At 70.3% G+C, this 16,046-nt stretch carries 19 protein-coding genes; 4 read left to right on the forward strand and 15 right to left on the reverse strand.

The window, feature by feature from the left end:
• Nucleotides 1-8 precede the first annotated feature (8 nt).
• From OHS57_RS13115 to OHS57_RS37770, 10 genes are read right to left on the reverse strand one after another with little or no spacing between them, the layout of a single operon-like run.
• Nucleotides 9-443, reverse strand: a complete 435-nt coding sequence (locus OHS57_RS13115) for a Zn-ribbon domain-containing OB-fold protein (protein WP_041989565.1) — start codon at nucleotides 441-443, stop codon at nucleotides 9-11.
• A complete protein-coding gene (locus tag OHS57_RS13120; RefSeq protein ID WP_041989563.1) occupies nucleotides 440-1,597 on the reverse strand; it encodes a thiolase domain-containing protein in 1,158 nt (385 codons plus the stop codon). The genes OHS57_RS13115 and OHS57_RS13120 overlap by 4 nt, the downstream gene beginning before the upstream one ends.
• 40 nt (nucleotides 1,598-1,637) lie before the next feature.
• Nucleotides 1,638-2,678, reverse strand: a complete 1,041-nt coding sequence (locus tag OHS57_RS13125; protein ID WP_041989560.1) for an LLM class flavin-dependent oxidoreductase — start codon at nucleotides 2,676-2,678, stop codon at nucleotides 1,638-1,640.
• Nucleotides 2,679-4,052 carry an MmgE/PrpD family protein gene (locus OHS57_RS13130; RefSeq protein WP_041989557.1) on the reverse strand — a complete coding sequence of 458 codons (1,374 nt, stop codon included), beginning with the start codon at nucleotides 4,050-4,052 and terminating at the stop codon, nucleotides 2,679-2,681.
• A gap of 52 nt (nucleotides 4,053-4,104) precedes the next feature.
• Nucleotides 4,105-4,581 carry a Zn-ribbon domain-containing OB-fold protein gene (locus tag OHS57_RS13135; RefSeq protein WP_328582026.1) on the reverse strand — a complete coding sequence of 159 codons (477 nt, stop codon included), beginning with the start codon at nucleotides 4,579-4,581 and terminating at the stop codon, nucleotides 4,105-4,107.
• A 5-nt stretch (nucleotides 4,582-4,586) separates the two neighbouring features.
• Entirely contained in the window at nucleotides 4,587-5,747 is a 1,161-nt protein-coding gene (locus OHS57_RS13140; RefSeq protein WP_041989555.1) for a thiolase family protein, read from the reverse strand.
• A complete protein-coding gene (locus tag OHS57_RS13145; protein ID WP_041989553.1) occupies nucleotides 5,744-6,973 on the reverse strand; it encodes a CaiB/BaiF CoA transferase family protein in 1,230 nt (409 codons plus the stop codon). Before OHS57_RS13145 ends, OHS57_RS13140 begins: the two co-directional genes overlap by 4 nt.
• Nucleotides 6,970-8,241, reverse strand: a complete 1,272-nt coding sequence (locus tag OHS57_RS13150; RefSeq protein WP_328582027.1) for a CaiB/BaiF CoA transferase family protein — start codon at nucleotides 8,239-8,241, stop codon at nucleotides 6,970-6,972. The genes OHS57_RS13145 and OHS57_RS13150 overlap by 4 nt, the downstream gene beginning before the upstream one ends.
• Nucleotides 8,242-8,243: 2 nt before the next feature.
• Complete coding sequence (locus tag OHS57_RS13155) at nucleotides 8,244-8,654, reverse strand: cupin domain-containing protein (RefSeq protein WP_041989550.1); 411 nt, start codon at nucleotides 8,652-8,654, stop codon at nucleotides 8,244-8,246.
• Entirely contained in the window at nucleotides 8,563-9,048 is a 486-nt protein-coding gene (locus tag OHS57_RS37770) for a Rieske 2Fe-2S domain-containing protein (protein WP_078863641.1), read from the reverse strand. The genes OHS57_RS13155 and OHS57_RS37770 overlap by 92 nt, the downstream gene beginning before the upstream one ends.
• Before the next feature lie 55 nt (nucleotides 9,049-9,103).
• Between OHS57_RS37770 and OHS57_RS13160 the strand changes: the two genes are divergently transcribed.
• On the forward strand, nucleotides 9,104-10,051 hold the full coding sequence (locus tag OHS57_RS13160) for a D-2-hydroxyacid dehydrogenase family protein (protein WP_328585055.1): 948 nt from the start codon (nucleotides 9,104-9,106) through the stop codon (nucleotides 10,049-10,051).
• Nucleotides 10,052-10,094: 43 nt separating this feature from the next.
• Here OHS57_RS13160 and OHS57_RS13165 read toward each other — a convergent pair whose 3' ends face one another.
• The 4 genes from OHS57_RS13165 to OHS57_RS13180 all read right to left on the reverse strand — a co-directional run bounded on the left by OHS57_RS13165 (nucleotide 10,095) and on the right by OHS57_RS13180 (nucleotide 13,388).
• Nucleotides 10,095-11,207 carry an ABC transporter substrate-binding protein gene (locus tag OHS57_RS13165; protein WP_157874355.1) on the reverse strand — a complete coding sequence of 371 codons (1,113 nt, stop codon included), beginning with the start codon at nucleotides 11,205-11,207 and terminating at the stop codon, nucleotides 10,095-10,097.
• A gap of 280 nt (nucleotides 11,208-11,487) precedes the next feature.
• Nucleotides 11,488-12,306 carry an SAM-dependent methyltransferase gene (locus tag OHS57_RS13170; RefSeq protein ID WP_328582028.1) on the reverse strand — a complete coding sequence of 273 codons (819 nt, stop codon included), beginning with the start codon at nucleotides 12,304-12,306 and terminating at the stop codon, nucleotides 11,488-11,490.
• A gap of 30 nt (nucleotides 12,307-12,336) precedes the next feature.
• On the reverse strand, nucleotides 12,337-12,570 hold the full coding sequence (locus OHS57_RS13175) for a DUF397 domain-containing protein (protein WP_041989542.1): 234 nt from the start codon (nucleotides 12,568-12,570) through the stop codon (nucleotides 12,337-12,339).
• A complete protein-coding gene (locus OHS57_RS13180) occupies nucleotides 12,570-13,388 on the reverse strand; it encodes a helix-turn-helix domain-containing protein (protein ID WP_041989539.1) in 819 nt (272 codons plus the stop codon). The genes OHS57_RS13175 and OHS57_RS13180 overlap by 1 nt, the downstream gene beginning before the upstream one ends.
• A gap of 225 nt (nucleotides 13,389-13,613) precedes the next feature.
• Here OHS57_RS13180 and OHS57_RS13185 point away from each other — a divergent pair, with 225 nt between their 5' ends.
• Nucleotides 13,614-14,087 (forward strand): ATP-binding protein, encoded by a 474-nt coding sequence (locus OHS57_RS13185; RefSeq protein ID WP_277816762.1) that lies wholly within the window; start codon nucleotides 13,614-13,616, stop codon nucleotides 14,085-14,087.
• Complete coding sequence (locus OHS57_RS13190; protein WP_328582029.1) at nucleotides 14,075-14,641, forward strand: DUF6624 domain-containing protein; 567 nt, start codon at nucleotides 14,075-14,077, stop codon at nucleotides 14,639-14,641. The genes OHS57_RS13185 and OHS57_RS13190 overlap by 13 nt, the downstream gene beginning before the upstream one ends.
• A 16-nt stretch (nucleotides 14,642-14,657) precedes the next feature.
• Here the strand turns inward: OHS57_RS13190 and OHS57_RS13195 are convergent, their stop codons facing one another.
• Nucleotides 14,658-15,122 (reverse strand): anthrone oxygenase family protein, encoded by a 465-nt coding sequence (locus tag OHS57_RS13195; RefSeq protein WP_328582030.1) that lies wholly within the window; start codon nucleotides 15,120-15,122, stop codon nucleotides 14,658-14,660.
• 171 nt (nucleotides 15,123-15,293) lie between these two features.
• Between OHS57_RS13195 and OHS57_RS13200 the strand changes: the two genes are divergently transcribed.
• A complete protein-coding gene (locus OHS57_RS13200) occupies nucleotides 15,294-16,037 on the forward strand; it encodes a DNA-binding response regulator (protein ID WP_328582031.1) in 744 nt (247 codons plus the stop codon).
• Nucleotides 16,038-16,046: the final 9 nt, after the last annotated feature.

The following is a 16,046-nucleotide window of genomic DNA, read 5'->3' on the forward strand; positions in this document are numbered from 1 at the left end:
CGGAGCGCTCACCTCGCCGGGCGGAAGCGCGGCAGGGCCGTACCCTCCGCCGTGCGGTGGAAGACGAGTTCGACGGCCTGGCCGATCTCGACCGCGTCGGTGTCGCAGTCCACGATGTTCGTCATCACCCTTGGCCCTTCGGCGAGTTCGACATAGGCGAGGACGTACGGAGCGTCGGCGTAACCGCCCGTGCCGCGCCGGACGACCGAGTACGTGTAGATGTGACCGCGACCCGACGCCTGTTCCCACACCGTCCTGGTCGAATGGCAGAACGGGCAGACCGGGCGCGGGTACCAGATCGCCTCGTCGCAGACGGTGCAGCGGCGCAGCAGCAGCCGCCCTTCGGACGTCGCGTCCCAGAACTCCCGCAGCTCGGGCGCGACCTCCGGCGCGGGTGCGAACAGCGCCGGTTCCTCGACGACTTCACTCGCCGGGTACGTCATGCGTCCTGCCTTCCGAGCACGAGTACGGCGCTGCGCATCCGCGCTGCCAGGTCGCCGCCGATGCCGCTGACGAGGGCCAGTGCGCAGTCGGGAACCTGCACAGGGGCGTTGGCCTCCTCGCGCAACTGCCGTACGGCTTCGATGATTTTGGTGATGCCGCCCCGGTTGGTGGGGTGGTTGTTGGCGAGGCCGCCGCCGTCGGTGTTGAACGGCAGCTTCCCGAAGGGTGCGACGAGACCGCCGTCCTGGACGAAGGCGCCGCCCTCCCCCTTGGCGCAGAAGCCGAGGTCTTCCAGCTGCTCGACGACGGCGATGGTGAACGAGTCGTACAGCGACGCGTAGTCGATGTCGGCGGGTGTCACGCCCGCCTCGGCGAAGGCCCGTGGCCCGGCGGAAGCGGCGCCGGTGTAGGTGACGTCGACCTTCCCGCCGTCGCTGTGCTTGGCCGCCTCGCCGTGGCCGAGTACGGCGACCGAGCGGCGCGGCAGGTCCCGGGCGATCTCCGGGGAGACGAGCACGATCGCGCCGCCGCCGTCGGTGACGACACAGCAGTCCCCCCGGTGCAACGGGTCGCTCACCAGCGGCGAGTTGAGCACGTCATCAACCGTGAGCCGCTTGCGCAGGAAGGCGTTCGGGTTGTGCTGGGCGTGCAGCGACGCGGCGACCTTGACCTCCGCCAGCTGCGCGCTGGTCGTGCCGAATTCGTACATGTGGCGGCGCGCGGCGAGCGCGTAACTGGCCAGGGGCGGCCGGGCGCCGAAGATCAGCTCGAACGGGTCCTCGGGTGGGGCCGCCCCGCCGCCGGCGCCGCTGCGGGCCTTGCCCGCCAGCGTCACCAGCGCGACGCTGCACTTGCCCATCGCGATGGCCGCCGCCGCGTGGCCCACGTGGTAGAGCGGGGATGCGCCGCCGCTCTCCGTGGAGTCCAGATAGGTCAGGTTCCGCAGGCCGAGGTAGTCGGCCAGGGACAGGCCGCCGGCGCCGGGGGTGTCCCGGCCGGTGAACAGACCGTCCACGTCGTCCAGGGTCAGCCCCGCGTCGGCGACGGCGCCGAGCGCCACCTCCGCGTGGATCTGCGGCACGGACGTGTCCGGCAGTCGGCGCCCGGGGTGCTCGTAGGCCCCGACGATGAACGCCTTGCGTTTGATGCTCACTTCGCACTCCTCGCTCGTCGCCCCGCCACCGGGCCGGGATTCACACCAGGGCGGGCAGCACGTGTTCGCCCAGCAGCTCGACGCTGTCCGGTACGCCCTTGAGCCCTCTGTTGTGGCTGGCCATGCTGATCTGGGTCACTCCCATGGCCTGCAACTCCCGCAGCCTGCGCACCACTTCCTCGGGTGTGCCGACGACGCCGAACCGCTCGGTGAAGTACTCGGTCAGCCCCAGCTCGTCCATCAGCGGGCCGTTCTGCGCCGATGTCCCCTTCTCCGAGTAGTCGAAGCGCTGCTGGTAGAGCCGGAGTTGGGGATACAGCTCCGCCGGGACGTGCTTGCCTTCGAAACCGGCGCGGAACGCGTGGTTGCCGACGGACGCCAGGCTCTCCTTGGCGCGGTACAGCGCGTCCTCGTGGGTCAGCGCGATACCGCTGCGGGTGTCCCACCAGATGTCGAGCTCGGCGGGGTCGCGCCCCGCCGACCTGGCGCCGGCGTGGATGGTGTCGAGCGTCTCGCGCACCACCTCGGGGGTCAGGCCCGAGCCGACGAAGACCCCGTCGGCGATCTCGCCCGCCATCCGCAGCATCCGCGGCCCCTCCGCGACGAGGTAGAGCGGCACCTTGTGGCCGAGCTTGCCCGCCCACGGCAGCCGCACGTGCCGGTCGCCGAAGTCGGCCCTGCCGGTGTGCAGCAGGTCGCGCAGGGCCAGGAAGTACTCCCGCATCTCGGCGACCGTCGCGGGCTTCAGCCCGGCGTTGCGTACCGCGCCGTCGCCCCGCGCGATCAGGCAGAACGCCCGGCCGCCGCTGATCACGTCGAGGCTGGCCAGCGCGTTCGCCATCACCCCGACGTCGCGGGTGACGGCGTTGGTAACGCCGGGGCCGAGCAGCGCCCGCTTCGTACGCGTGGCGGCGAGACCGAGCGCCGAGAAGCACTCCAGGTTGTTCAGCTGGGTGTCGCCGACGGAGATACGGTCGAAGCCGTAGCCGTCGGCGCGCTCGACGCGCTCGGTGAACGCGGACGCGTCGAACTGCCCGTCCCGCTCGGTGGGCGGCGCCGATATCCGTACGGTGATGCGCATCTACGACTCCTCGAAGTGGGCGAGCAGGGCGATGGGTTCGCCGATGTCCGCGGCGTTCTCGACGTCCCACCACGCGGTGCGGATGAGTTCCTTCTGCGCGCCCCCGACCACGCCCAGGCAGGTCTTGTCGAACTTGACGTCGATGTCCTCCCGCGTCATCGGATCGCGGAAGTGGCCCTTGTGGTAGCGCAGTTCCTCGACGCGCTCCTCGCCCGAGCGGGTACGGAACACGGCGCGCACCGGATGGGCCCTGGTCACCCCGTCGACCTGGGACCTGATGTGGCTGAACTCGTCGCTCGCCTTGACCGTGATCTTCCGCATGACGGGACGCAGCGCCGGGTCGAGGAACCGCTCCGGGACGTACGAGTCGAGGGTGATCCCGCCGTCCACGAGGGCGACGGCGAGCATGTACGGCAGGCTGTGGTCGGCGGTCTCGCGGGTCCGCGGGTCGTACTTGGGCGGGTCGGCGACATGCCGGGTCGCCCGCTCGGACATGGTGATCTCGATCGACTCGATGTCCTCGACCGGACACCAGGCCCGCAGCTCCGGCACGAGGTCGAGCAGCCCGAGCACCTGGCTCTCGGCGGGCACCGTCTTCTGGTGCGCCATCTCCATGACGCTGGGCCCGCCGGGCAGCACCGGCAGTTTGGGCTCGAACTCCCCGGTCACCGACCAGAGTCCGTAGTACCCCTCGACCGGGTCGGGCGCCGAGGTGAAGCCGTCCCGCGCCAACTGCGCGCTGAACAAGCCGTTGCGTACGGCGAAGGCGGTGGAGGCGCCCTTGGTCATCGACAGCGCGCCCCACCGGTGGACACCGAGCGGCAGCGCCGTGGTCAGCGCCAGCGAAGCGGCGTGGCCGAGCTGTTCGCGGTCGAGGCCGAGCAGCCGGCCGGCCGCGAGCGCCGTGGCGGCGCCCATGAACAGGCCCTGGTCGAAGTTGACCCGGTCGGTCGAGGCGCCGAGCCCGCCGAGGAGTTCATAGGCGAGGGTGATCGCGATGAGCACGTCCGTCCCGCTGGAGTGGGCGATCTCGCCCGCCGCGAGGATGCCGGGGATCATGTCGCTGGGATGGCCGCCCGCCTTGGCCTGCATGCCGTCGTTCCAGTCGTACGTCCGCACCATGACGGCGTTGGCGAAGGCAGCCATGTCCGGTGCGACGCCGTGGCCGTGTCCGATGAGCGTGGCCCCCGGCTCGCCGCGCGAGGTGGCGGCCAGCTTGGCGGCGATCCGGGCGGGCTCGGCCTTCGTCCCCGCGATGGCGACGGCGATCGTGTCGAAGAGGTGGTTGCGCGCCGAGGTCAGCACCGGTTCGGCGAGATCGTCCTTGGTGAAGGCGCGGGCATAGTCGACGATCCGTCCGGTCGTCCTGTCCACGAAAGGCTCCTGTTCGTCGTGCGGTCGGTACGGGTCGCCCCGCCCGCTGAGGTCAGTCGGCCGCCGGCAGCCGTCGGAAGCGCGGGATGTGGATCCCGTCGGCGACCCGGTCGAAGACGACCTGGAGCGGGTCCCCGACGGCTGCCGTCTCGTGGCCCTCGCCGACGACATTGCTGAACATCCGTGGCCCTTCGGCCAGTTGGACGATGACCAGGTTGTAGGGGACGTCCGCCCGGTAGGCGGGGTGGAAGGCGCGCCGGTAGACGGCCTTCGAGAAGACCTCGCCGCGCCCCGACAGGTCCGTCCACTCCAGGCGCCCGGAGATGCAGCGCGGGCAGAGCGGCTGGATCGGGAAGCGGATGTGACCGCAGTCCAGGCAGCGCTGCATCCGCAGGGTGCCGTGTGCCGCGCCCGTCCAGAACGGTTCGTTGTGCTCGTCCACGGTGGGCAGCGGCTTCGGCGGAAGTCCGGGCTCGGGCGCGGGCTCGGGCGCGGATTCGCGTTCGGGGGTGGTGTGCGAGTCGGCCATGTCCGTCAGCCCTTCGTCAGAACCAGCGCGCTGGCGGTGTTCAGGACCAGGCCGCGCCCGCCGACCAGCGCCACCTCGGCGTCGGGGACCTGCCGCGGTCCTGAGGCGCCGCGCAGCTGTTCCACCGCCTCGATCAGCGTCCACCAGCCCTGTGGGTGCCCGGCCGAGAGATGGCCGCCGTGGGTGTTCACCGGCAGCTCGCCGCCGAGGGTGATCCGGCCGTTCTCGACGAAGGCGCCGCCCTCGCCGACCCCGCAGAACCCGGCGTGCTCCAGCCAGAGGATGACGCTGATGGTGAAGTTGTCGTACAGCTCGGCCACATCGACGTCCGAGGGCCCGAGCCCCGCCATGGCGTAGGCGCGGTCCATCGCCGCCTTCTGGTGCGGGCCGTACCACCAGTCCTCGCACTCGTGGTCCTGGGTGATGAAGCCCTGGCCCATCCCGGCGACGGTGACGGACGGCTGGGCGAGGTCCTTGGCGCGCTCGGCCGACGTGACGATCACACACGCCCCGCCGTCGCTGACCAGGCAGCAGTCGAGCAGATGGAACGGCTCGACGATCATCCGCGACTCCTGGTGGTCGGCGAGGGTGATCGGTTTCCGCATCATCGCCGCCGGGTTCAGCGCCGCGTGCGAGCGGGCCGCCACGGCGACCTCGCCGAGCTGTTCGCTCGTCGTGCCGTACAGCGCCATGTGCCGGTCGGCGGTGAGCGCGCTCCAGGTCGCCGCGCCGAACGCGCCCCAGGCGGAGTTGTTGGCGGTCTCGACGCCGAGATAGCCGCCCGCCGCCTGGAGGGGGCGCTTCTTGCCGGTCTTCGCCGCGTCGCCGAAGCAGCAGGCGACATAGTCGGCCATGCCCGCGTTCACCGCCATCGCCGCCAGCTGGACGAGGTTGCCCGCCGTGGCGCCGCCCATCGCGAAGCTGCCGGTGTACGCGGGGTTGATGCCCAGCGCGCGGCCGAGCCGCAGATAGTCCAGCGCCCAGTGCATGTCCGTCGTACCGGGCTCGGAGACCAGCCCGTCGATGTCGGACTTGCGCAGTCCGGCGTCGGCCAGCGCGAGCGTGAAGGCGTCGGTCTGGAGCGAGAGGTTGGTGGAGCCCGGCAGCTTGCCCTGCGGGGTGAGCCCGACGCCGACGATGGCCGCGCCGCCGCCAGGGGCGCTCACTTGAGAACCCCGTCCTCGACGAGCCGGTCGATCTCGGCGCCGTCCAGGTCGAGCAGCCGCCCGCAGACCTCGCGGGTGTGCTGGCCGAACAGCGGCGCGGGCGTGCGCATCACCGGCTCTTCGAGCGCCGGCAGCCGGAACGGCGGTGCGTTGTACACGCTGGGACCCATCTCGGGGTGGTCGAGGACGGCGAAGTGGCCGCGGTGGCGCAGCTGCGGGTCGTCGTCCACCAGGTCCTGGTACGTCTGCATGACGGCGGCGGGGACGCCGCGCTCCTGGAGGCGTCTCATCAGCTCGAAGGCGTCCCGGGTGCGGGTACGTTCGGCGAGTTCGGCGTCCAGCGCGTCGTGGTTGCGGTGCCGCTCGGCGAGGCTGGTGAAGCGCGGGTCGGCGGCGAGTTCGTCGGCGTCGAGTTCACCGACGAGCCGCTTCCACTCCTCGTCGGTGGCGACGGCGAGCGCGAGCCAGCGGTCGTCGCCGGCGCAGGGGTAGACCCCGTGCGGGGCCGCCTCGGCCGACCGGTTCCCCCGGGGGCCCTGGTCGACGCCGTTGACGGTGTGGTCGAGGATCGTCGGCCCGAGCAGCGAGACCATCGTCTCGGCCTGCGAGAGGTCGATGTACTGGCCCTCGCCGGTACGCCTGCGGTGCCGCAGCGCCGCGAGCAGCGCGAACGCCGAGTGGGCCGGGGCCGCGACATGGTCGGGGTAGTTGGTGCCCGTACCGACGGGCAGCCGGCCGGGCAGCCCGGACAGGTGGTAGAGGCCGGTGAGCGCGCTCACGGTCTGGCCGTAGCCGACGAGCGAGGCGTCGGGCCCGTACGCGCCCTGCATGCCCATCTCGATGTAGATGATGTCGTCCTTGACGGCCCGTGCCTCGTCGTAGCCGAGGCCGAGGCCCCGCATCGTGCCGGGGGTGAAGTTGCTGGTGACGATGTCGCTCTGGGCGATCAGCCGCAGTACCAGCGCGACCGCCTCGGGGTGTTTGAGGTTGAACGTCACGCTGAGCTTGTTGCTGTTGCGGTCGGCGTAGTACCCGCTGCGGTTGACGCTCCCGGCGCGGTCACCGTCGCGGAACGGCGGCAGGACGCGCAGCCGGTCCATCCGCTTGGACGACTCGACGCGGATCACCTCGGCGCCGTGGTCGGCGAGCGTACGGGTCGTGTAGGGCCCGGCGCCGAGCCAGGTGAAGTCGACGACGCGGACCCCGCGCAGTGGCAATCCCGTCATCGCTTCGCTCCCGCTGTGGTGGGGTCCGTGGTGGGGTCTGTTGTCGCACCGGCCGGGCCGCCGGCTGCGGCGAGTTCGGCGTATATCTCGGCGGTGTGCTCGCCGAGGCGCGGCGCCGGGCGGTGCACCCGGGCCGGGGATGCGGCGAGTTTGTAGGGGGCGCCCGGCATCCGCAGGGTGGTCCCGGTGGCCGGGTGCGGTACGTCCACGAAGTAGTCGCGGGCGGCGAGCTGCGGGCTGGCGACCAGGTCGGCGGGGGTGTTGACGGGGCACAGCGGCAGCCGGATGCGCTTGGCCGCCTCGTACAGCTCGGCCTTGGTGGAGCGCAGCGCGAGCCGGTTGAAGATCGTCAGGAACTCCGCCTTGCCCTCGGCGCTCATGGCGAACTCGTCGGACTTCCACTTCGGGTCGCGCAGTCCCGCCGCGCCCTCGACGCCCTCGCCCTCCAGCCAGCCGACGAGCTCGTCCCAGAACACCCCGAGGCCCTTGGCCAGCAGATAGACATGGCCGTCCGCGCACGGGTAGACCCCGACGCCGGCCTGCCGCTGGTCGACGCCGTTGCGGTGCTTGACGACCTTCTCCAGGTCGTAGAACTGCACGGCGTTCTCGTGTGCCATGACCACGCACTCCTGCGCCGACACGTCGACGAGCTGTCCCGTACCGGACTGTTCGGCCTCCAGTACGGCGAGCATCGTGCCGACGGCGGCGAACTGGCCGGCCGCGAGGCACGCCTGGTCGCCGAAGGCCCGTACCGGCGGCCCGTCGGCGTAACCGCCCAGCGACAGCAGGCCGCCCATCGCCATCAGGACGATGTCGGTGGCGCGGTAATCGACGTAAGGACCGTCGAGGCCGAAGGGCGTCACGGCCGTGTAGACCAGCCGCGGGTTGAGCGCGGAGAGCTGCTCGTGTCCGAGGCCGCGCCCGGTCATCGCCGACGCCGCACCGCTGCCGTCGAGGACCACGTCGTACGTGGTGGCGAGCCTGCGGAAGGTGTCCTGCCCCTCGGCCGAGTCGAGGTCGAGGGTGAGCCCGCGCTTGCTGGTGTTGAGGTACGCGAACTCCAGGCTGCGCTCCAGGCCCGGCTCACCGGCCACGAACGGCCCCCGGCCGCGCTCCGGCGCGCCGCCGGGCGGCTCCACCAGGACCACCTCGGCCCCGAAGTCGCCCAGCAGCTTCCCGGTGTAGGCACCGAGCGGTCCTGCCACCTCCAGGACCCGCAGCCCGGCGAGCGGTCCTTCCGCGCTGTTCGGGCCGTCCGCGCTGTTCATGATCACGCCTTCCTCGGTGTCTCGGTCTGCGCCTGGCGCCGCTGCGCTTCCTTCACCTTGTCGATGACGGTGCGCACCGGTGTGCGGGCGCCCTTCTGGTCGGCGCCGGGCCGGATGATCATCATCGTGAGACCTTCGGGGCCCGCGGTGAACGGGCCGTAGGGGGTTCTCGCGTCGGTGAAGTGGACGCTGCCGGGGGTGAGGATCTCCCCCGCCATGTCCACCGTCCCGGCGATCACCACCTGGAACTGGTCGTAGTCGTGGAAATGCGCCTCGGACTGATAGCCGGCGGGCACGTCGAGCACATGGACCCAGTGGCCCTCACCCTTGAGCCCCATCAGTACGTAGGTCAGGCCCTCCCTGCCCCGGGTGGGCTCGACGTCCTGCATCCGGACGGAGATCTCCCTGCGCATCGTCAGGTCCCTTCGTGTCGTGGGACGGTTCGGCGTCGAGGAAGACCTCACCGTCGAGCACGGTCACCGGGTACGTGGCCAGCGGCACCCGGCAGGGCCCCGCGAGGGCCGCGCCGGAGCGCAGACTGAAGGTCCCCAGATGCCAGGGACACAGCACGGTGCGCTTCCAGGTCACAGCTCCCTCGATCAAGGGGGCTGCTCTATGGGTGCAGATGGGAGAGAATGCGTACACCTCGTCCGTGATGAGTACGACTGCCACATCGCGTCCCTCGACGGTCACGAGGACCGGCTCCAACGGGACGAGATCCGCAAGTGCTGTGAGTCGCCGCACTTCACGCCCTCCGATCGAGGCCGTCTGTGATTGTATGTGACTTGTACACAATATGAGTGCCACCTACAGACGTCAAGAGTCCGTTGTCCGATTTCTGCCCCGGGAGAGTTCCACCGTGATCACCGTCGCGATCCTCGACGACTATCAGAGCGTCGCCCTCACCAGCGCCGACTGGTCCGCGCTCGACGGCGCCGCCGAGATCACCGCCTTCGCCGACCATCTCGCCGGCCAAGAGGCGCTCGTCCACCGACTGGCGGATTTCGACGTGGTGGTCGCGATGCGCGAACGCACCCCGTTCCCCGCCGAGTTGCTGCGCCGGCTGCCCCGGTTGCGGCTGCTCGTCACCACCGGGGCGCGTAACGCGTCGATCGACCTGGCGGCGGCAGCGGCCCAGGGGGTGACGGTGTGCGGCACGGGCGGGTCCGGCGCCCCCACGCCCGAACTGACCTGGGGGCTGCTCCTCGCACTCGCCCGTGCCATCCCCGCCGAGGACGCCGGCGTACGCGCGGGCGGCTGGCAGTCGACCGTCGGCCGCGCGCTGGCGGGGTCGACGATCGGCATTCTCGGTCTGGGCAGGATCGGCCGGCAGATCGCCGGCTACGCCGAGGCCTTCGGTATGGAACGCATCGCCTGGAGCCAGAACCTGACGGCCGAGCGCGCCGCCGACTCCGGGGTCCGGCTGGTGACCAAGGACGAGCTGTTCCGCGAGGCGGACGTCGTCTCGGTCCATCTGCAGCTGTCCGAGCGCACCCGCCATCTGGTGGGCGCCCCCGAACTGGATCTGCTCGGCCCCGACGGGTTGCTGGTGAACACCTCGCGCGGGCCGATCGTCGAGGAGAAGGCACTGGTCGAGGCCCTGCGTACGGGCCGTATCGGCGGCGCGGCCCTCGATGTGTTCGACACCGAGCCGCTGCCGTCCGACCATCCGCTGCGTACGTCACCGAACACCGTGATCACGCCGCACATCGGTTACGTCGAGCGGGAGACGTACGCGCGGTTCTACCGCGAGGCCGCCGAGGACATCGCCGCCTGGCTGGGCGGCGCGCCGGTCCGGCTGCTGACCTGATCAGCGGGGCGGGCCGGCCGGGTCGTCGACCGGGTGCGCGGGGTCAGGAGGCGGGGGCCGCCGCGTCCAGCTTCGCGCCCCAGGTCTTCTTCAGGAACCCGGAGTCCTTGAGCTCCGTCGTGAACTTCGTGTTGAAGACCTTGTCGAGGGTGAGGCTGCCGAACCGGGCCGAGTCCTCGTCCTTGAGACCTTCGAGGATCGCCGTACCCGCGGGCACGTTCGGCGTCGGGTCCATGACCAGACCGCCGGGCGTCGCGTAGTTGGTGTAGCCGAGGATGGTGTCGTCAGCGTCGGCCTTCGAGCCGGTGTACTTCGCGATGACGTTCAGCGAGGTCTGCTTGTTGGCGGGGTCCTGGAGGTACTTCACGGCCTCGGTGATGGCTTCGAGGAAGGCCACGACCGTCTTGGGGTTCTGCTCGCCGAAGCTCTTCGAAATGGTGACGGCGCTGCCGGTGAGCGGTTCCTTCGTCTGGTCGAGCACCATCTTCATGCCCTGCTTCTTGGCCGCCGTCGCCGTGGGCTCGGTGAGCACCGTACCCGCGACCTTGCCGGTGATCAGCGAGGCGAGGCGCGCCGACGACGTCCCGGTCGGCAGCAGCGTGACCTTCTTCGCGTCCACCCCCAGCTTGTCGAGCGCCAGCCGGGTGGACAGCTCCGTCGAGTCACCGGCGGCCGAGATGGAGAGGGACTTGCCCGCCAGGTCCTTGACGTTCTTGATGCTGGGCGGCGTGAAGAACTTGAAGTTGTTCAGGATGCGCAGGTTTCCGACGATCTGTACGGGAGAGTTCGACGCGACCGCCTGGAACGTGGTCGTGGCCTCACCGATGTAGAGGTCGGCGCCGCCGGAGATCACGGCGAGGGCGCCGACGTTGCTCGTCGCCTGCACCATCTTCACCTTCAGCCCGTGCTTGGCGAAAATACCCTCGTCCGCCGCCAGCCACAGTGGCGCCTCGCTGGGTGATGATGTTCCGTAGGTGACGGTGAGGTCGCTCTTCTCCGGACCGTCGCCGCTGGTGACCTTCTTGCTGCCGCCGTCCGAGCCCGAACCTGACGAACACCCGGTGGCCACGAGGGCGACGCCCACGGCGACAGCGGCCCAGCGGAGGTGCGGCCTCCGCGCGTACGGACGGCTGGCCGAGCTGATGTTTCTGGTCATCTCCGACTTCACTCCCTGGTAGTGCGTGACGGGAAAAGACTGCATGCTCGTTGTATGCGATGTGATCTGCGTGACGTTAACTCGGCACCTGACGAAGGTCAAGCAATCCGGCCAGAACCGGTACCAGACGGACCTTGTCTGTCCGTAATCTTCCTTGACGGGACGGCGACAGACACTCGCGGTGTATACCGGGGATGCGTTGAATCGGTTCACACCCCGCACACACCCAAGGCCCGGAGTCGGAACTCCGGGCCTCGGGTGTGCGGTGCGCGTCGGCGACTCAGGGTTTGCGGGCCACTCCCGCGTAGATCGAGACCGCCGCCTCGGTCGCGCCCTCGACCGACGAGCCGTCCGGCCGCCAGTCCTGCGGGACGACGAGGCCGGGCTCCACGAACTCCAGCCCTTCGAAGAAGCGCAGCACATCGGCGCGCGGCCGCACCTGCGCGGGAATGCCGCCGCTGCGGTAGACCTCGATGACCCGTTCCCACATCTCGGGCGCGAAGTCCGGCGTGCAGTGGGACAGCACGAGATAGCTGCCCGAAGGCAGCGCGTCGAGCAGCCGCCCCACCGTCTCGAACGGCTTGTCCTCGTCGGGTACGAAATGCAGCAGCGCGTTGAGCGACAGCGCGACCGGACGCTCCAGGTCGATCGTCTCGTGCAGCCGGCCGGCGGTGAGGATGGTCTCCGGGTCCCGGACGTCCGCCTGGATGTAGGCGGTGCGCCCCTCGGGCGTGCTGCGCATCAGCGCCTCGGCGTGCCGCAGCACCACCGGGTCGTAGTCGACGTAGACGACATGGGCGTCCGGGGCCGCCTGCTGCGCTATCTGGTGGAGATTGGGCCGGGTCGGGATGCCCGTACCGATGTCCAGGAACTGGCGGATGCCCGCCTCCTCGGCGAGCCAGCGGGTCGCCCGGTGCATGAACCGGCGGTTCACCCGCGCGCAGATCTTGATCGTCGGGAACACCGACTCGACATTGGCCGCCGCCGCTTCGTCGACCTCGTAGTAATCCTTGCCCTGCAAGTAGAAGTCGTACATCCGCGCGGGGTGCGGCTTTGTCGTGTCGATCTCGTCGAGCGACGGGTGATCGAGATCCGTCATGCTGGTCCGTCCGTTTCTCGGGTCGCGAAACTACAGCAGGAAGTCGGCAAGGCCATTCTTCGCGCCTTCGACGAAACTGGCCATGGCGTCGGCCGAGCAAATCAGCGCGGGACCCGTCGGATCGGTGGACTGGCGGACCGCCACGTGTTCGCCGCCGAGCTTCTTCGCCTCGACGCAACTGCCGCCGTTGGGACCGCTCCAGGGCTTCTCCCAGCCCTCGGTGCCCAGGTCGTCGGCCGGCATGCCGTTGTAGATGTCCCGCATTAGAGCTCCTTGCGTATGTTCTGGAGAAAATCGCGCGAATCGGAGACCGAAGCCGCCCGCGCGGAAAGGCTGTCCAGCACCTGGAGATAGGCGGCGCTGTCCGGACGCCTGTCGAGATAGACGGCGCCGGTGAGATTCTCGGTGTAGACGATGTCGGGGAGTTCGGTGATGTCGAAGCGGAAGAGATGGAACGGGCCGAAGGCGCCCAGATGCGGCCCGACGGCGAACGGCATGATCTGCAGCGTCACATTGGGCAGTTCCGTCGCCTCGATCAGCCGGCCGATCTGCGCCCGCATCACCGCGGGCTCGCCGACCGGCCTGCGCAGCACGGCCTCCTCCATCAGGATCCACAGCACCGGCGCCTCGGGCTTGGTCAGCAGCTGCTGCCGCTTGATCCGCAGCGCGACCCTGCGCTCCAGCTCGTCGACGCCGCCGTGCGAACCGGCCCCGAGCACCCCGCGGGCGTACTCCTCCGTCTGCAGCAGACCCGGCACATAGTGCGGCTCGTACGTCCTGATCAGGCTCGCCTCGTCCTCAAGGCTGACGTAGGCACTGAACCAGGCAGGCACCGCGTCGCGGTAACGATGCCACCAGCCGGGGCGGTTGGCGTCCCGCACCAGCTCCATGAACTCGTCGGCCTCGGCCTGCGCCACCCCGTACTTCTCCAACAGCGCCCGTACGTAGGGAGGCTTCAGACCGACCTCGGAATTCTCCATCCGCCGGATCGTCAACGGCGTCACGTCGAGGACCCCGGCCGCCGCTTCCCGCGACACCCGCGCCCGCTCGCGCAACGCCCCGAGCCGTTTGCCCAGCACCATACGGAGAACCGTCGGGGCACTCGCCGCGCCTCCGGCGCTTCCCCCGCTCCCGCTCCCCGCACTTCCCGGCCGGACATCAGCCACGGCTCACCCCACCTCCTGACGGCATCTCACCGTCCGAAGTCTGTCAGGTAGTTACTGCTCCATCCAGAGCGATGACAAGCATTCTGAAATTATCAGATAGATCGGTTGCGAGCTGAGAGTGACAACGCGCATAGTGAACGGGTGGCTCACATCACGGCACACCGTGCACACAGGCAACCCTCGTTCGGCGCTGGGGAGTTACGGAGCGGAGCCCGAACGCTGCCGCGCCGGCCCGAAGCGGCGGCCAGGGCCAGGAGCTGGGTGCGCGACGAGCTGCGCCACCACGACCTGCCGCAGGACGTACGGGACGACGCCGTACTGGTGATCTCCGAACTGGTCACCCATGCCGTCCTGCACGCCACCGGCGCCACGGTCAGCTGTGAGGCCCGGGTACTGGCCGGCTGTGTGCATCTCGAAGTGCGCGACGGGGGCCAGGTCTCCGCCGGCGGACACGGACTCCTCCTGGTGGACCGGATCGCCGAGGCGTGCGGCGCCAGGCCGGCCAAGGACGGCGCGGGGCGCGCGGTCTGGGCGACACTCCCCTTCCGCCCCGCCGACTTCCGTACGCCGACGACTCCCCGGAGCAGGGGTACGCAGCCACGATGCGCGAGATGACGGGGACCGGGGCAGCCGAGGAGCAGGAAAGACAGGCCCTCGCTCAGGCCCTCGCCGCCGAGTTGCTGCGCCGCGCCGCCGAGGACAACAGCGCCACGGCCGAGGCGCAGCGGCTGCCCGCGACCCATCTGCGCAGGGCGCTCGCCCGGTGCAGGGCCGAGAACGCGGAGGCGCTGCGCTCCGTCGTCACGGCGCACGGCTGGCCGACGGCGGCGCTGGTGGGGGCCGACGCCTCGACGGCGGCCCTGATGATCCTGCTGCACTCCGACGATCTCGCGTTCCAGCTCACCTGCCGCGATCTGATCGCCGAAGCCGTGGAGGCGGGGCTCTGCTCGCCGATCCACGGCGCCTATGCCGCCGACCACTGCGCGGTCGCGCTGGGCAGGCCGCAGTCGTACGGGACCCGTTACACCCCGCTGGGCCGGCCGTATCCGCTGCTGGACCCGGAAGGTGTCGACGACAGGCGCCTGGCGGTCGGGCTGCGGACGATGGCGGCGGAGCAGCGGGCGCTGACCGAGATCCGGCTGCGCCAGTCGAACCGCGCGTCGGCCTGAGGCCTTTGACGGCTGGTCAGACAGCCGCAGCGACCAGGAGGGCGAAGGCGGCGACGGCCAGCAGCGTACGGACGAGATGGAAGCGGTTCCAGCGCGTCTCGAACGCGGCGCGTGTCTCGCCGTCGGAGCGGCCGGCCGGTGACCCCGCGGCCAGCGCGTTGTTCAGCGGTACGTTGCCGGCGACCGTGACCAGGTGGTTGAGGACGGCGCACACCAGCCCGGCGAGTACCAGCCACCGCTGGGTGTCCGTACGCCCGTCGACCGGTACGAACAGGGCGGCGGCCGGGAACGCCACCTCGGCGAGGAACACGAGAAGGAAGACCGGGCGCGGTACGTATTCGTTGATCCTGCGCGCGGTCACGACGAACTGTTCGTCGGTCAGCCGGGCCAACGCGGGCATGATGCCGGTCAGGAAGATCAGCATCATGCCCGCATACAGTCCGGTGGACATCACGGCGAGCGCGATCAGCAGGGTGGCCATGGCGCACATCATCGCCCATGGCCGGGCGGGGCTGCCGGGAAATATCGCCCCTCGGGTCCGCACGGGTTTGGCAAGGAGTCGCCACTCGCTGAACTGGGTCTTGTCACGGAATGCGATCGTGTGAGTACATGGAGTGGCGCGGCTTCGAGGGGACGACGGGGGTGGTCAGCCGTGGCAGATGTTTCAGGCTCGGTGCTCAACAGGTCGATGCCGGTGGGGCGAATGACACTGGAACCGACGTTGGAGCCGGTGGTGGGGGTCCGTCAGGTGGCGGCGGCGTTGACCGCGCTGATCCGTTCCGCCCGGCAGGAACTTCTGAGTTTCGACGAGCCGGAGGGTGAGTCGCTCGCGGACGCCGCGGGCCGGTGGGCCGAACCGGCGTCGACCGTGGCGATACGCAGGATCGTGCCGCGAACCGACCCCGGCGGGCTGGTGGTTCCACCGCAGGGCGGGCCGTCCGGTGCGCTGGGAGCGGCGTCGGGTGTGCTGGGCGGGGCGTCCGGTGCACTGGGAGCGGTGTCCGGTGGCCCGGGCGGGGCGGGTGAGGCGCGGGAGTCCGATGCCGTCCCGTTCCGGATGGTGCTGGTGGACCGCTCGGTGGCCGCCGTGCCGCTCGATCTCCAGTATCCGCAGGACGGGCTGCTGTTGATCCGCGATCCGGTGGTGGTGCGGGCCCTGGTCCGTATCCACCAGACCTGGTGGGAGGCGGCGCAGACACCGGTGCAGCCGGTGCCGCGCGGGCTGCGCCCGGTGCTGGAGGCGCTGCTCGCGGGGCTCACGGACGAGGCGGCGGCGTCGCGTCTCGGTATGTCGAACCGCACATACAGCCGCCGGGTGTGCGAGTTGCTGGCCGCGCTCGGTACGGCGAGCCGCTTCCGGGCAGGGGCGGAGGCGGCCCGCCGGGGCTGGATCTGACCGGCCGGC

The organism is Streptomyces sp. NBC_00370, from assembly GCF_036084755.1.
In the GTDB taxonomy this organism is placed as follows: domain Bacteria; phylum Actinomycetota; class Actinomycetes; order Streptomycetales; family Streptomycetaceae; genus Streptomyces.

What these genes read in the sequence shown, in the direction of transcription:
- OHS57_RS13115 (WP_041989565.1), bottom strand. Translation starts at nt 443, where the DNA reads ATGACGTACCCGGCGAGTGAAGTCGTCGAGGAACCGGCGCTGTTCGCA.
- OHS57_RS13125 (WP_041989560.1), bottom strand. Translation starts at nt 2,678, where the DNA reads ATGCGCATCACCGTACGGATATCGGCGCCGCCCACCGAGCGGGACGGG.
- OHS57_RS13135 (WP_328582026.1), bottom strand. Translation starts at nt 4,581, where the DNA reads ATGGCCGACTCGCACACCACCCCCGAACGCGAATCCGCGCCCGAGCCC.
- OHS57_RS13145 (WP_041989553.1), bottom strand. Translation starts at nt 6,973, where the DNA reads ATGACGGGATTGCCACTGCGCGGGGTCCGCGTCGTCGACTTCACCTGG.
- OHS57_RS13150 (WP_328582027.1), bottom strand. Translation starts at nt 8,241, where the DNA reads ATGAACAGCGCGGACGGCCCGAACAGCGCGGAAGGACCGCTCGCCGGG.
- OHS57_RS13155 (WP_041989550.1), bottom strand. Translation starts at nt 8,654, where the DNA reads ATGCGCAGGGAGATCTCCGTCCGGATGCAGGACGTCGAGCCCACCCGG.
- OHS57_RS13165 (WP_157874355.1), bottom strand. Translation starts at nt 11,207, where the DNA reads ATGACCAGAAACATCAGCTCGGCCAGCCGTCCGTACGCGCGGAGGCCG.
- OHS57_RS13170 (WP_328582028.1), bottom strand. Translation starts at nt 12,306, where the DNA reads ATGACGGATCTCGATCACCCGTCGCTCGACGAGATCGACACGACAAAG.
- OHS57_RS13175 (WP_041989542.1), bottom strand. Translation starts at nt 12,570, where the DNA reads ATGCGGGACATCTACAACGGCATGCCGGCCGACGACCTGGGCACCGAG.
- OHS57_RS13180 (WP_041989539.1), bottom strand. Translation starts at nt 13,388, where the DNA reads ATGGTGCTGGGCAAACGGCTCGGGGCGTTGCGCGAGCGGGCGCGGGTG.
- OHS57_RS13190 (WP_328582029.1), top strand. Translation starts at nt 14,075, where the DNA reads ATGCGCGAGATGACGGGGACCGGGGCAGCCGAGGAGCAGGAAAGACAG.
- OHS57_RS13195 (WP_328582030.1), bottom strand. Translation starts at nt 15,122, where the DNA reads ATGGCCACCCTGCTGATCGCGCTCGCCGTGATGTCCACCGGACTGTAT.